Raw genomic sequence first — 13,882 nt, forward strand, 5'->3', positions numbered from 1 at the left:
ATCACGAGAACCGCTCGTTTACTGAATGATCCGCATACGCGATTCCCCCGGCCAGTACAAACATTCCTCGAAACGGGGGTGAATACGTCGCACTCCAGCAGAAGTCAAACTCAAGATGCTCAAATAGTGGAACTGTCTCGGTAGCCGTTGCATTCAATAAATCGTTGACTGAAGTAACGTTCTACAGGGCTTTGGAGCTGGTGGACACAGTTTCCAAACCCTGCCACTTCGCACGTGAATAGGCTCATATGAAAACTGGGGGTTGCTGTTGTGAATTGAGCGTTCCCCACACAAGGTTATTTTGTCCGTTCTGTCAATGCTGGATGTATGGTTAACGTGGTTTCAGTAGGGGAATTTGACCTTGACGGAGAGGCCCTCCACGCGGCTACCGATACGTACCTCGATTTTAAATCGGCTGATGAGGATCAGAGAGGCCGGACCCGAGATATTCTGGATAGCGGCCATTCGTGGCTCAACCAACGCGACCTGACTGCGGACACGGTATCGCAATATACGTCGGAACTGAGAGAAGGAACGGGAGACGATCACCCAATTCTGTCCGGGGAAGACTTCGACGACTTGGAGGCGAAGGTAGCTGACGACGCTGGAAGTTTTGTCGAGGATCTGGTAGCGCTATTCGAAGATGAGAGCCCACTCGAAGATCGCATCGAGCGATTCAGGACGAATCAAGGTATAGATCTCACGGTTATTAGTGCTCTCTTGACGACTTCTGACCCCGACCAATACGTACTGTACGATGAGGAAGGCTTTGAGACGCTCATTCGTTATTTCACTGGGTTACACAGTCCCGATCTCGGCGATCTTTCGGTCGGGAGAAGATACGATTTGTATCGGAACTACTGTTCGACAATCCAGATGGACGTTTTGAGCGAGAAACTCGTCGACGCTACGCTCCAAGACGCTCAAGAGTTCGTGAGAACTGTAACGCACTCGGCGGAATGTAGATACAATCTCATTCTCAGATACTTCTTCAGACACACTCGCCAGTTAGAGGAATTCGAGGAGGAAACCTCTGTGTTCCTCGACGAAATTCGCATGCTACCACAGGCATTTCTCAGAGATCAGCTTGAGGCGTACGAAGGACGCCAGAAAATAGCCAAAATCCGGTACGATGTGCTCGATGCTATCCTTGACGATGAATCCGTAGATATCGATAAAATCGCCGCACGAGAGAATGTAAACCACGAAAAGAACATTATGAACTCGTGGGACGACTACAAGATCCTCGCCCAGATTTACTACAACTATGCCAAAGACCGTGTAGAGGCGTACATCGAGGATTTACTCGATTATCTGCGAAACGAGATAGACGCTGACCAACTGTCTACTCACTACGTCACCTACCAGGGCGCAACTAACATCCCGAATACTCGTTCGTGGGCTGTTCTGTATCCGAGCGTTCTCGGAGATCACAAATCAGCATATCAACTGTACATCTATTTCTATCCCAACGAGATCGAATATGGGATCGACAACGGGAGCGATGTCCCTCGAAAGGAATACGATGACGAGTCGTTCGAGTCTGAAGACGAAATATCGATCCAGAACGTGGTCGAAGCGTACAGAGAACGGTTGGACACGTTCTGGAGGTGGAACGAAGAACTAATCGAAGAACCGGACTCCGCAGAGTACGACGAGTTATCGTGGTTCGAATCCGTCGAAAAACATCTCCAGCGCAAGAAACAGATCGTTTTCCACGGCCCACCAGGAACTGGGAAGACCTATGGAGCGCTCAACTTCGCCAAGTGGTGGATAGACAGGGGACTGGACGAACAGGACCATTTCGACGACGCTGTTGAGGGCCGCCTTCGGATAGTAACGTTCCATCCGACGTTTTCATATGAAGACTTCATCGAGGGAATAACGGCGAAAACTCGGGACGGCGACCTCGTGTACGAACCCGAGGCTGGCGTGTTCAAGGAGATGGCTGAGGACGCCGTCGAGGCCTACGAAGACGCCGACTCGAAAGCAGATGCCCCCAGATACATCCTTATCATTGACGAAGTGAACCGGGGAAACATCCCGAAGATCTTCGGCGAGACGATTACTCTCATCGAGAACGACAAGCGACTCGGTGAACTGAACGAGATGAGAGACGAGCTGCCACATTCAGAAGACCGGCTCGTAGTGCCCCCGAACCTCTACATTATCGGGACGATGAACACGGCTGATCGGTCAATCGCCCTCGTCGATGCCGCGATACGTCGGCGATTCCGATTTCGACACTTCCCGCCGAACTGCGAAGTTCTTTACGACGAGCTTGGCTTCGATGGTGAACAGGACGTCAAAACCAAGGCTTCAGTCGAAGAGGGAGAGGACCTCGGTGCTCTCTCCATTCTCGCACTCAGTGCGATCAACGAACGTATTCGGGACAGTGGGAACCTCGGGAAAGGCAAACAGGTTGGTCACTCCTACCTTATCGGTGGTACCACGGACGAGCGTCTCGTAGAGTCCTGGAAGAACGAGATACTCCCGCTGCTCGATGAGTACTACTTCGGAGACATGGAGCGGCTCAAAGAACACATATTCGATGGCGGGGGTGAGAACCTATTCAACTGGAAGGAACAGCGGATCGCCGATTTCGATTCCGACGCTCTCCGCGCCGCGCTTTCCGAACTCGTTGACGAGGATGGTGGAGTGGAGTGACAACTGCTGACCTGATAGAACTGTCCGAGTACGACGAATCGGACCCAATCGACCTGTCCAATGACGATATCGAGATGATCGAATCACAGGTCGATGGATTACGAGTGGAGTACAGACGAGGCAAACAGGTCGTACTGCACACGGATCATCGAGTCGGAGTCGTCGCTCTCCCCGACGGACCCACTATTGAGATACAACCGAAGATCGGGGATCCGAACCTAGTCACGCTACTACGATACGCAAACGGGGCAGAGCCAACCCATCTCTCGCGCGAAACGGAACTCGAAAGCGGGACGAATTTTGTGGACACGGTAGCAGCCCTGTTTCTCGAAGAGCTGGAGGTAGTTCTGTCTCAAGGTCTCAGGAGAGAGTACGTCAATGTAGAAGGAACAGAAGAGTATCTCCGTAGCAGACTAAACGTCCAGAGACAGCTCGCAGGAGGTCCCGGGAAGACGGATTTCGAGTGCGACTACGACGAATTTACCTATGATACCAGGCTAAACCAGACGATTCTCTGCGTTGCGAACGCGCTGTCGTCGGTGGTGGATAGCACCGAGATCGCTGGTGAACTACGCGAATACGAATCGCGGCTCAGACGACGAGTGACGCTCCGAGAAGTTTCGATCGAGGAAGCCGAACGGATCGAACTGACTCGCCTTACTGATTACTATGAGAAGGTTCTGGTCTTGTCTCGGCTCGTACTGAAACACATCTACCTCGAAGATATCGTCGCCGGTGAGGGTGCATCGTACTCCCTATTGATCGGAATGAATGAGGTGTTCGAAAAGGTGGTGGAGAGAACTGCACGCGAAACTGTGGACGAACGAGATGGCTGGAGCGTTGAAAGGCAGGCTCGAACCGACAATCTACTTAGGGGGAGTCCGTCGATTCGTATGCGGCCTGATTTCATCGTCAAGCGTCACGGTAAGCCAGTATTGGTCGGGGACGCCAAGTGGAAGACCGGCGTCAAGAATAACGACGTCTATCAGGTCGTAGCGTACCAGACAGCCTATGATGCGCCGGGTGTGCTGGTCTATCCAGACAACGATGGTGCTGTCGAGAATGACTACTCCGTGAAGAACGGGTATGATTTAGCGATGTTGGAGCTACCGACAGGGGTGAATACTGCAGATGTTGATGAATTCGGTCGAGAAAACGTTGGGCGATTTTTCGATTTTCTCTCCCGGACCGTGAGTTGACAACACGGAGGGAGGAGTGGTGAGCTCTCGAACCGGATCCTGTTAGTTGGAGTCGTAGCCGAGGGCAGCTTGTGACTTGAGCTTTGTTGAGGGAATTCAAACCGAATTAGAGTCCTATCGTGTATAGCAGGGACCTGATCTTGAACCGCGCTCAGAGCGAATCTCGAACCAAATCGTCGAACTCGATCAGGATCTGCTCAGGGACGAACTGTTCGAAGGCCACCCATCCATCCGGAAATCCAATTGTTACTCGCGGATGCAGCGGTTCGCCGTGTTCTATCGAGTGGACATTAGTCGGAACGGTGACGAGTCCCGTCGCTGCGCCGAGTTCCGTGTCACTACGCCGGAGGAGGTCGTCAACGATTGCGTCGGTGCGGACATCGATGATTTCCTTGTCTTCTGCTTCCTTGGAACGAACCTGTATCTCTTTTGTGTTAGCCGACGTTGTCGTGTGCCGAAGCTGAAGCGTAGAATAGCCTTCAATACAGTCAGCTTCGAACCGCCCACGGAGGCCGTTCTCCAGGAAGGATATACGAGATGCTTCGTCCAACCCAAAATGACCCACAACAGTCTGAGTGGTTGCATCCGCAGTTCCCTCATCAGGCGCACGGATTGCGAGAAGCCGCGTCCTCGGTTTGAATGTTGCAACAGTCGTCTGAAAATGCTTCTCCGAAAGCGTCAGCTGAGCTTGCGAGCCCGTTTCCGGAACATTGCAGACGACGTAGAGTCGGTCGTGATCCCTGCGCGTCTCTCGAACCTCAGATCCGTAGGCACCTGAGGATCCATCATCGTCACCCTCGTTGATTGCATCATCCGGAGATACCTGACGGAGGTCATCGACACGATAGTAGTATATCGTTCGGGCTCCCGCAAAGCGGAGCTGTGATACTGCCTCTCGCAGTTCGATTTGTGAAAGTTCATCCAGCGCTTCAGCGAAGCTCCAGTCATTCACATCAAGGTCGATCTCTGATGCTTGGAGAACACGACGACGAGCAGCCTGTGACGGGAGATTTTGAATGAGCTCTTGGGGAGGTGCGTCGTTGTCCGCGGGATCTATTGGGAGGTTCATGCCACCAGATGTGTTATTGTTATCATGGCTTCACAAAATACTGAATTGAACTAGTGCGTGGTGAGTCCTTCTATAGTCGGCAGTATATCTGCGTCATTCGCTTATCGCTTGGCGAATACTGTGGCCTCGGACCGGAAAACGAACCGTTGGTGACGTTCAGATTTCCGATTTTCCTGAGCTTGTATAGTCCCCAATCCGGAGGGTTGATTTCGTTGCCGCGGCCCCCACTCTGGTAGCCGCTGAGAACGACGTTTCCTTTTGTCGTCTTGCCCACCTTGTGTGGCTCTACGACTCTAGGCTGGTTTCGATACTGGAGTTCGACGACATTTCGATTCCCAATCGCGTTACAGAGGGTAGAACGCATTGGACATCAGTTGACTGCAGTCTCTTATACAATTTGTGCGTGGTAGCTAGGCGGTGTTCAGATAAGAATGAAAAGTGAGGCGGCACATTTTTTGAGTGCTCTATGCCCAAAAACGCCCGCCTCAACGGCCATTTGGACGAGATCGAGTTAGGTTTTGTGGAGCGAGAAGCGACACCGAAATTGCTGATGAAGCTTGGTATTCAACTCCATTTAGCTGGCCTATCACTTTCGAATACCATTTCTATCCTTGAGATATTCGGTGTCAGTCGAGCTCGATCTACTGTTCACAACTGGGTTCACAAGGCAGATCTACAGCCCAAATCTGGTCGGGATCCGGATCACGTTGCGGTGGATGAGACCGTGATCCGACTCAATAATAAGCAGTACTGGCTGTATGCTGCTGTCGATCCCGAGACAAACAAATTACTGTATACAACGCTTGAACCGACGACAAACAAGGCAATCGCTCACGCATTCTTTGCCGAACTCCGCGAGAAACACGACGTTGACGACGCGGTGTTTCTCGTAGATGGCTCGCACTCACTGAAAGACGCCTGTCGCCGCCACAGCCTCGATTTCAGATATGAACGCCATGGAAATCGGAATAGCGTCGAACGTGTCTTTCGAGAGGTAAAACGACGAACTATCAGTTTTTCAAACTGTTTTAGCAATGCCGAAGCAGACACCGCCGACGATTGGCTTCGATCCTTCGCCTTCGCATGGAATCAGCTTATCTGAACACTACCGGTAGCTATTCGATCGAGTGTGGTTGCTGTCTGGAATCCAGTCTGACCCACTAACACAGCCATGCAAGAGTTTATACGGTCGCATGTCCAACTTTGAGTTGAACAATGAGTCTTGACGAGGCGGTTGACGAGGCGCTCGCGGCGTACGATATGTCGCGTAGCGCAGAGGCCGAGGAAACGGGCCGAACAGTCGCCACGCTTCAGGACTAGTCTAAATCGTCTATTCCAACTGGCGAATCCTTTCTGCGAAGTCTGCTTTCGACAGCCCCGGCTCATCTTTCAGTTCTGGATAGCCAGCTTGTTCGGCAGCCTCCTCGACGAAGTCTCTCCAGAGGTCTTCGTGCTCTTGGGCATAGAGGACGTCCGCTTCGTGAGGATACATATCGAGCTCGTATTCATCCAACTCGATCATGACCCCGTGTTTCCGCTCAAGTGTCGTCGCCCCGAACTCGCGCAGATATTTGAACCGGACGTTCTTCCGGCGAACGGTCAGTAGCCGCTTTGATTCGTTGATATACTCGTTCACCCACTCGCGCCAGTCGTAGGTCTCGGGCTCGATCTCCACCTTCGTTTCCGGCATCGAGAAGTCCGAATTGAGACGACGTAGATAGAACTGGATCAGTGCAACGGCAGTCCGATGGTTGGCGTTCGGCAACGCATGTTTTAGAATCAGATTCGACGCGAGGCTCCCGGCAACATCCGTTGCAGACCCTTCCCACGACGTCTCGTCGAGAGCCTCAGCCAGTGCTTCGACATCCTCCCGCTTGTACGCTTTAACCGGCGTGCCCTCTTCCTCTTCGTTCTGAGAAAGTAGCGCCTGGTAGATCTCGAAAAGCCGGGCAACGATGGTACCGTTGTCGTCGTCCATCTCAGCGAGTGCCTCCTTCAGGTTAAACTCCATATTACTCACAGCACCACCGCCAACGCGAGAGGTGTATACGACGTAGAACTCTCTATTGAGGTCGTATTGGCTAATCTTCACCGCTACGTCATCGTCGTATCCAACAACCTTCGAAACGACTTCAGCGGGATCGGGATTGACGAAGTCAAGAGAGAACTGCTTGTCCCCGGGATAGTGATAGTATACGTGGCCCATCTCTCGGTTCTAAACACGACTCGTGGGCTATATTAAACCAAGTCGTAAGAGATGGCCCATGGTGATATCTCGGGTTCTAGTTACGTATTTTTATATGGCTCCTGCGGAAAAGGACGGTAAGGCTCACTTATGTCTAAGCAGGAACAATCTGAGAAGTCGGAGGGTCGTCCTGAACTCCCGATTGAACGTGGGTTCCCGATCGAGCGGGTAAACGAGATTGCTGAGAAGGAAAGTCGGGCAAAGCAATACTACCGTCCAATCTACACGATGCACAAATGGTGGGCGCGGAGGCCGGGCTGTCTGTTCCGTGCAATCACACTCTACTCGCTGCTCAACGAAAGCACGACCGCAGACGATGTCGAGGTCTATGAACCAGGCGAAAATAAGCAACTCGGGAACAACGGACTGAGCAAAGATGACCTCGTCCAAGCCATCAACGATGTCGATATGGACGATCCCGAGTCACTGTGGGACTTCTACCCGAAGGACATCCGGATCAAAGACAAGAAGATTCTGGATCCGTTCATGGGTGGCGGCACGTCGCTGGTCGAGGCGTCGCGCTTTGGCGTCGAATCGGTAGGTGTTGATCTGAATCCGGTCGCTTGGTTCGTCACGAAGAAGCAACTTGATGCCGGCCAGACAGACGTTGAGGATGTTAAAGTTGCCTTCGAACAGGTCAAAGAAGATGTTGCTGACGAGATCACTCAATACTACAAAACACCTTGTCCGAATGGTGATCACAACGCTGACGTGATGTACAACTTTTGGGTCAAGGAACTCGACTGCGTCTCCTGTGGACATACCGTTCCGCTATTTAAAGATTATCGGGTAGCAGCGGGCCGTTACGAAAACGACGACAAGTATAACGTCCTTTGTCCGGACTGCGGGGAAGTTATACTCGTAGATAATTGGCAAGAGGAAAACACCTGTAGTGAGTGTAGCAGCACGTTCACCCCGAGCAACGGTAATGTGACTAGAGGTAACAATTATAGCTGTCCAGAATGTGGGCAAAAGTACGGGATTCCGGACGCCATTCAAGAACAGAATGGCGATACGGAGCGTCTCTACGCGGTTGAATACTATTGCGAACACTGTGACGATCGTGGGGAAACCAAGTCCGTTGTAAAAGGTTACAAATCGGTCGAAGCGGCGGATATCGAGAACTACGAGAGTGCGGCAAAGGAGTGGGAAACGAACTCAGATATACATCGATTTGTTCCCTCAGAGCCGATCCGACCTGGCTGGTACACCGCTTCGACACAATATGACGGCTCCGCTCCTGGAGCACATGACGTTCATAAGTATGGGTATACTCATTGGACAGATATGTTCACAGACCGTCAACAACTCTCTATCGCAAAGCTACTCAGAAGTATCTCCAAGATCGACGATGAAAACGTCCAAGAATTCCTACTTCTCGCCCTAAGCGGCTCTCTCAGGTATACGAACCGAATGGTTGGATATCATCACACCCGAAACCACATACACGACATATTCAAGACCAATTCATTCGATCCCCCCACAAAGCCGGCAGAAGCAAACGTTTGGGGAACCGAATATGGGCTCGGTAACTTCCGCTCGTCGGTTCAGAGTATTATCAACGGCATCCAGTACGCGAACGCTCCTACCGAGCGATACGTAGATGGAAACGACTCCAAAGAGACGGAACCTTTCTCACAGCCGGTCGGTCAAAATTCGGATGTCTTTCAGGGAGATATGCGGCGACTTGACGCCGAAGAGGAGTATGACGTGGTTATCACTGACCCCCCCTACTATCACAATATTCTGTATTCCGAACTCTCGGACTACTATTACGTGTGGCAGCGGGTGCTACTTGGGGACAGATACGAATGTTTTGAGGATCCCGCCGCGCCCCGGGACGAAAGTATTGTGGTAAATCCGGCAACAAATAAAGGGAGTGAAGAGTTCGAGACTGAACTTACAGAGGCGTTCTCTGTGGTTCGGACTGCACTCAAATCGGACGGAGTACTCTCGTTCACTTACCACCATAGTGACTCCGAATCATGGGGTGAACTGCTGGAATCCCTATGTAACACAGGATTTGAGGTGACGGCAACCTACCCGATCAATTCTGACCTGAACAAGTTCATCGAAGGGGGAGCTGTTGATTTCGATATCGTCATCGTGGCCCGACCAACGGAAAACCGACAGCCGATATCGTGGGATTCCCTTCGACGTCGCATTGTCCGAACTGCCAGAGAAACCCGTGAAACGCTCGAAGAGAACCGAGAACTCGCGGGCGGAGACATTGGTGTCATCGAAATGGGGAGATGCTTCCAAGGGCACTGTCTAGTTTAGCACCTCGTCAGCTGGCGTTCGTCCGTTGAGCGATTGATGCGGTCGTTGGCGGTTGTAGTAGTGTGTGAACTGTTCAAACCATTCACGTGCGCTTGACCGACTGCCGACCCATGAATTATGGAAGCGGTCGACCCGCATTTTGAGTGTGTGAAACCACTTTTCGATGAGGTTTCGGTCGACGTAATCAAGCCGACCACTCAGTCCTAACCGAGCAAGGGCAGTCTGATAGCCATAGCCATCGACGAGAAACACGGTGTCGGAGAGATCGTGCTTCTCGCGGAGTCCATGCAGAAACGCAGCCGCCGGATCGGTGCCATGTCGTCCAAACAATTGTACGTCGAGGATCAACTTCGTCTCGATGTCTATTGCAGCGTATAACCAAGACCACTCTCCATTGATTTTGACAGCAGTCTCGTCGACAGCGACCCGCGTCGGCTGCGCCGACGGCGGGTCAGGAACGCTGTCAGCAACCCGATGCACCCAATTCCAAACCGCTCCGTGAGAGCGTTCTACGCCTAATTCAGCAAGAATCGTTGTTGTTTCTCTGAGTGAACAACCGGTCGCGTGGAGTCGGACGGCGAACGCCCTGACGGGCGTCACCGTCCGCTCACGCTCCCAACATTCTTCTAAATCCGCCGCAAAACACTCGCTGAGCAGGTCTGCGAGCATCATCCCAAATTGCCTCGACGACCTGCTCGTTCCTCAAACTAGTTTAACTAGACAGTGCCTTGAGCAGCATCTTAACCGCTTTTTGACAGTTCGTCTTATGAGTACTACTGTAATCTTCCTGCGCTAAGTGTTTCATCCAAGCGTCAGCGTGACTCGTCGTAACATTGGCAGTGTATCCGTTTTCTTGATCCCAAACCCAGCGGTAAAACTGATCCATCCGGTATGCGCGTGGTTTGACGGTACCGAGCGCATAGCCCTGGCCTTTCTCCGGTTTCTTGCCGAGTGTGAGGAGCCACGAAAGACACTCTTCGCGTTCTGAGCGGTAGTCCAGTAGCTGCTTTGGGTTGAGATACTGTTCCGCGACATCGGTGACGACAGGGACCTCATCAGGGATAGTCATTGGTTACCCCCCGTAGGTATCGGTTCAGGTAGACGCGGGATTCGTTCGAATCCACGTGGTCTGGCAATACGGCTAATCGCAAGACGGCGTCGGGATGCCGATTTCGTCCGAGTCGATTTGCCCTTAGACATTGGTCTGCTCTCTTGGGTGATATGGGCAAAATCGCCGGAAGGAAGAGGGGTAGGATGCTCCGTCAGGGATTCGAACCCTGGTCCTTGCCGTGAGAGGGCAAGATGATTGGCCGGACTACACCAACGGAGCGTCAAGCGCGTTTCTACGTATCAGTGAGTAATGTATAACGGTTGCGTTTCACCGTCGCCTTGTCTCGGTTTCACACCGTCGGTCCGGCCTCAATCACCCTTCGTCGTCGAACGGGGAGCCGGCAGCGTCGGGTTCGTGCCCGGCGAGCGAGACGATGTTCTCGCGGCCGACGCGGAGCTTCGAGATGACCCCGTCGTCTTCCATCTCCGAGAGGAGCATCGACACCTTCGATTTCGACCACTCCGTGCCGTCGACGATGTCGACCTGTTTCATCCGGCCGCCGTGGTCTTCGAGCAGGTCGACGACCAGTTCCTCGTCGGACCGCAGTTCGGCCTCGGACACCGCTGGTGGCACGTTCGTGTCCGTCTCTTCGGCCGCGGCAGCGCCTCCCGTCTCGGCGGCGCTTCCCGTCCCGGCGGCGCTTCCCGTCGTCTCGGAGGCCGGCTGTGGCTGTTCGGTCGGAGGTGACGTCCCCTCGACAGCCCCGGTCTCCGTGTGGGTCGGTTCGTCCGTCAGGCCATCCGAGGAGTCCCGGCGGTCCCGCGAGCGGTACGCGAGTGCGGCGCCGATGCCGAGCAGAACCACAAAAAACGCCGCGAGGAGCGAGACGGGAGAGCGGAAGCCAGGAGGCGCCCCCGACCCCGTATCGGCTTCCGTACCGGCGGCAGCCCCGGACCCGGTACCCGCCCCCGTATCACGGAGGTAGTACACGATTCGGGGCCGGCGATCGGTGAACTGTTTCTCGCCGAGCCAGGTGACCGAGGCGCTCTCCTCGAGCGTCCCGGCGGAGACGCTGTCGGGGTCGGGTGCGACCGACTCGAAGCGAACGTCCGGGCCGCGGTCGAACCGGAGCTGTTGTTCGGGGCCGACGTAGAGTCCGTCGACGAAGACGTCGCCGACGACGAGACGGTTCCCGTCTGACTCGGCGAAGTTCGTCCAGACGAACGACATCTCTACGACCCCGAACTCGTCGCCCGAGGGGGGTCGCTCTTCGATACGGGCGTCACGCCGGAACTGCTCGGCCGCCATCTCCCGTCCGGTTACGCTGGTTCCGGACCCGGTGAGCGCCGTCGCTCGCGCCCGGAAATTCGCGTAGCTTTCGGTCTCCTCGCCGTTGAATCGCTCGGCGTAGGTTTCGAACGCCCCCGTGGCGTTCGAGTCCTCGAGGCGCTGTTCGTATCGGAACACCCACTCCGAACTCCCGTTCTCGTAGACCGTAATCAGAAACCGCGTCCGGTCGGCCTCGAACGCCTCGGTCGAGAGGTCGCCGAGGCTCCCCTCGACCGCCGGCCGTTCGACCGATGACGCCGGTCCCGCCGGGACTCCCGCAGCGGTCGTGGCCGCGAGGGCACATGAGCACAGTAGCACGCCGACGAACAGCCAGACGACCCCTCGACCGGATGCACGATCCATCGATACTGGGTTTCTCACCCGCCGTCGTATAAAACTCCGCGGGTCGGGACCGAGGTCGATGGCGTCACGCGCTCACTCGCCGGCGGACGTCCGGCGGTACGTGACGACCGAGACGTCGCCGACTCGTTCGCGGCCGTGTTCGGTCCACTCGTGGCCGATCTCCGGAAAGTGCGTGTCGCCCGCTGGCGCTTCGGGGATCTCGGTCACGACGAGTTCGTCCGCCCGGTCGAGACACGCCTCGTACACCGTTGCGCCGCCGACGACGTAGGCCGTCTCCTGGCCGGAGGCGAGGGCTGTCTCGGCCGCCTCGAAAGCGGCGTCGAGGTCCCGCGCGTGGACGGCTCCCTCGGGGAGACAGAGCGAGTCGCGACGCGAGAGGACGACGTTCGTCCGACCGGGGAGTGGGCCGCCGAGTCGATCCGCGATCGATTCGTAGGTCTTTCGCCCCATGACGACCGGGTGCCCCATCGTCGTCTCCTTGAACTTCCGGAGGTCCGCCGGGTAGTGCCACGGCATCTCGCCGTCCGAGCCGATGACACCGTTTTCGGCGACCGCGGCGACGAGCGCGACCTTCATTCCGCGACCGAAAAGGAAATTCCGGGGGCCGGATCGTACGCCGAGAGCCGGATGTCCCCGTATTCGAGTTCGTCGAGCGGTTTATTCGCCACCTCGATCCGCGGGCGCGAGCGCGGCTCCCGGGAGAGCTGGGTCAACAGCCCGGGCACGTGGTCGTACCCCGTCTCGCCGTCGACCTCCGGCGGGGCGGCCTCCTCGAGCCACTCGCGCACGTCGAGATAGCTCTCGCGGTCCTCGACGCCCCGGAGCCGTTCCTGCAGCGCCGGGAGGTGCTCGGCGTACCACGACCCGCGCTCGCTCGCCCCGCAGTAGACGTGGGCGTCGACGATCGTGTGGCCGAACGAGCCGACCTCAAAGCCGGTCCGGTTCGCGACCGCGTGGGCGAGAAGCGAGTACGCCGCGAGGTTGAACGGGACTCCCAGAGCGATGTCACCGGAGCGCTGGGTCAGGTGGACGTTGAGGCGGTCGCCCTGGACGTTGAACACGAACGTGTAGTGACACGGCGGCAGCGTCGAGACGGCGGCGTTGGCGGGGTGCCAGGCGCTGACGACCATCCGCCGGGAGTTCGGGGCCTCCCGGAGCGTGTCGAGGACGTGCCCGAGCTGGTCGAACACCCGCCGGGAGCCGCCCTCAGCCGTCGACTCGGTCTCGACGCGGGGGTGTGACTCGTCCGGCCAGCTCTCGCCGGGGAGCTGATCCGTCCCCTCGGGGATCGGGAACCGACGCCAAAAGCGCCCGTAGGCGGTGTCGAGGCGGCCCGCCTCGTCGGCCCACGCGTCCCAGATCTTCGTCTCCTCGCGGAGGGTCCGGACGTGTTCGTCCCCCGAGAGATACCACAGCAACTCGTGTATCAGCGAGTTCCACCGGTAGCCGTCCATCCGCTTCGTCGTCAGGAGGGGAAACCCCTCTGCGAGGTCCGCCTCGTAGTGGTGGCTGAAGGCGGCGACGGTGTCGACGCCGGTCCGGTTCGGCTTGTACGTCCCCTCGGCGAGAGCCTCGGCGACGAGGTCGTGGTACTGACGCATTCGGTTGTCGGTGTTGCGTCCCGACGCGCTATGTTCGTTTCGGAGCGCGCCGAGGCCGATCCCCGAACCGCGGGACCG

At 55.8% G+C, this 13,882-nt stretch carries 10 protein-coding genes, 1 tRNA gene and 2 pseudogenes; 4 read left to right on the top strand and 9 right to left on the bottom strand.

Annotated elements, in window-relative coordinates; translation table 11 throughout:
• Nucleotides 1–65: 65 nt before the first annotated feature.
• Nucleotides 66–208, bottom strand: a pseudogene (locus NMLP_RS15120) (IS5/IS1182 family transposase); the annotation flags it as partial.
• Between the two features lie 119 nt (nucleotides 209–327).
• Here NMLP_RS15120 and NMLP_RS07530 point away from each other — a divergent pair.
• Nucleotides 328–2,667 (top strand): McrB family protein, encoded by a 2,340-nt coding sequence (locus NMLP_RS07530; RefSeq protein WP_015409522.1) that lies wholly within the window; start codon nucleotides 328–330, stop codon nucleotides 2,665–2,667.
• On the top strand, nucleotides 2,664–3,866 hold the full coding sequence (locus tag NMLP_RS07535; protein ID WP_015409523.1) for an McrC family protein: 1,203 nt from the start codon (nucleotides 2,664–2,666) through the stop codon (nucleotides 3,864–3,866). The genes NMLP_RS07530 and NMLP_RS07535 overlap by 4 nt, the downstream gene beginning before the upstream one ends.
• A 151-nt stretch (nucleotides 3,867–4,017) precedes the next feature.
• Here the strand turns inward: NMLP_RS07535 and NMLP_RS07540 are convergent, their stop codons facing one another.
• Nucleotides 4,018–4,935, bottom strand: coding sequence for a hypothetical protein (locus NMLP_RS07540; RefSeq protein ID WP_015409524.1), 918 nt, complete (start codon nucleotides 4,933–4,935; stop codon nucleotides 4,018–4,020).
• Between the two features lie 466 nt (nucleotides 4,936–5,401).
• On the opposite strand from NMLP_RS07540, the gene NMLP_RS14385 reads away from it, so the two are divergent.
• Nucleotides 5,402–6,037, top strand: a complete 636-nt coding sequence (locus tag NMLP_RS14385; RefSeq protein WP_015409525.1) for an IS6 family transposase — start codon at nucleotides 5,402–5,404, stop codon at nucleotides 6,035–6,037.
• Between the two features lie 228 nt (nucleotides 6,038–6,265).
• Here the strand turns inward: NMLP_RS14385 and NMLP_RS07545 are convergent, their stop codons facing one another.
• A complete protein-coding gene (locus NMLP_RS07545; RefSeq protein ID WP_015409527.1) occupies nucleotides 6,266–7,141 on the bottom strand; it encodes a hypothetical protein in 876 nt (291 codons plus the stop codon).
• 129 nt (nucleotides 7,142–7,270) lie between these two features.
• On the opposite strand from NMLP_RS07545, the pseudogene NMLP_RS07550 reads away from it, so the two are divergent.
• Nucleotides 7,271–9,442: pseudogene (locus NMLP_RS07550) on the top strand (DUF1156 domain-containing protein); the annotation flags it as partial.
• Nucleotides 9,443–9,451: 9 nt separating this feature from the next.
• Here NMLP_RS07550 and NMLP_RS07555 read toward each other — a convergent pair.
• The 6 genes from NMLP_RS07555 to thyA form a co-directional block, all read right to left on the bottom strand.
• The gene (locus NMLP_RS07555; protein WP_015409529.1) at nucleotides 9,452–10,132 is read right to left on the bottom strand and encodes an IS6-like element ISNamo13 family transposase; all 681 of its coding nucleotides are present in this window, start codon (nucleotides 10,130–10,132) and stop codon (nucleotides 9,452–9,454) included.
• Nucleotides 10,133–10,172: 40 nt separating this feature from the next.
• Nucleotides 10,173–10,529 carry a hypothetical protein gene (locus NMLP_RS07560; RefSeq protein WP_049926300.1) on the bottom strand — a complete coding sequence of 119 codons (357 nt, stop codon included), beginning with the start codon at nucleotides 10,527–10,529 and terminating at the stop codon, nucleotides 10,173–10,175.
• Between the two features lie 186 nt (nucleotides 10,530–10,715).
• Nucleotides 10,716–10,790 (bottom strand) — tRNA-Glu (locus tag NMLP_RS07565).
• A gap of 93 nt (nucleotides 10,791–10,883) precedes the next feature.
• Complete coding sequence (locus NMLP_RS07570) at nucleotides 10,884–12,203, bottom strand: helix-turn-helix transcriptional regulator (protein WP_015409530.1); 1,320 nt, start codon at nucleotides 12,201–12,203, stop codon at nucleotides 10,884–10,886.
• 72 nt (nucleotides 12,204–12,275) lie between these two features.
• On the bottom strand, nucleotides 12,276–12,779 hold the full coding sequence (locus NMLP_RS07575) for a dihydrofolate reductase (RefSeq protein WP_015409531.1): 504 nt from the start codon (nucleotides 12,777–12,779) through the stop codon (nucleotides 12,276–12,278).
• Nucleotides 12,776–13,804: a thymidylate synthase gene (gene thyA / locus NMLP_RS07580; protein WP_015409532.1), complete on the bottom strand. Its 1,029-nt coding sequence runs from the start codon at nucleotides 13,802–13,804 to the stop codon at nucleotides 12,776–12,778. Before thyA ends, NMLP_RS07575 begins: the two co-directional genes overlap by 4 nt.
• Nucleotides 13,805–13,882 lie beyond the last annotated feature (78 nt).

The organism is Natronomonas moolapensis 8.8.11 (genome assembly GCF_000591055.1).
GTDB lineage: Archaea > Halobacteriota > Halobacteria > Halobacteriales > Haloarculaceae > Natronomonas > Natronomonas moolapensis.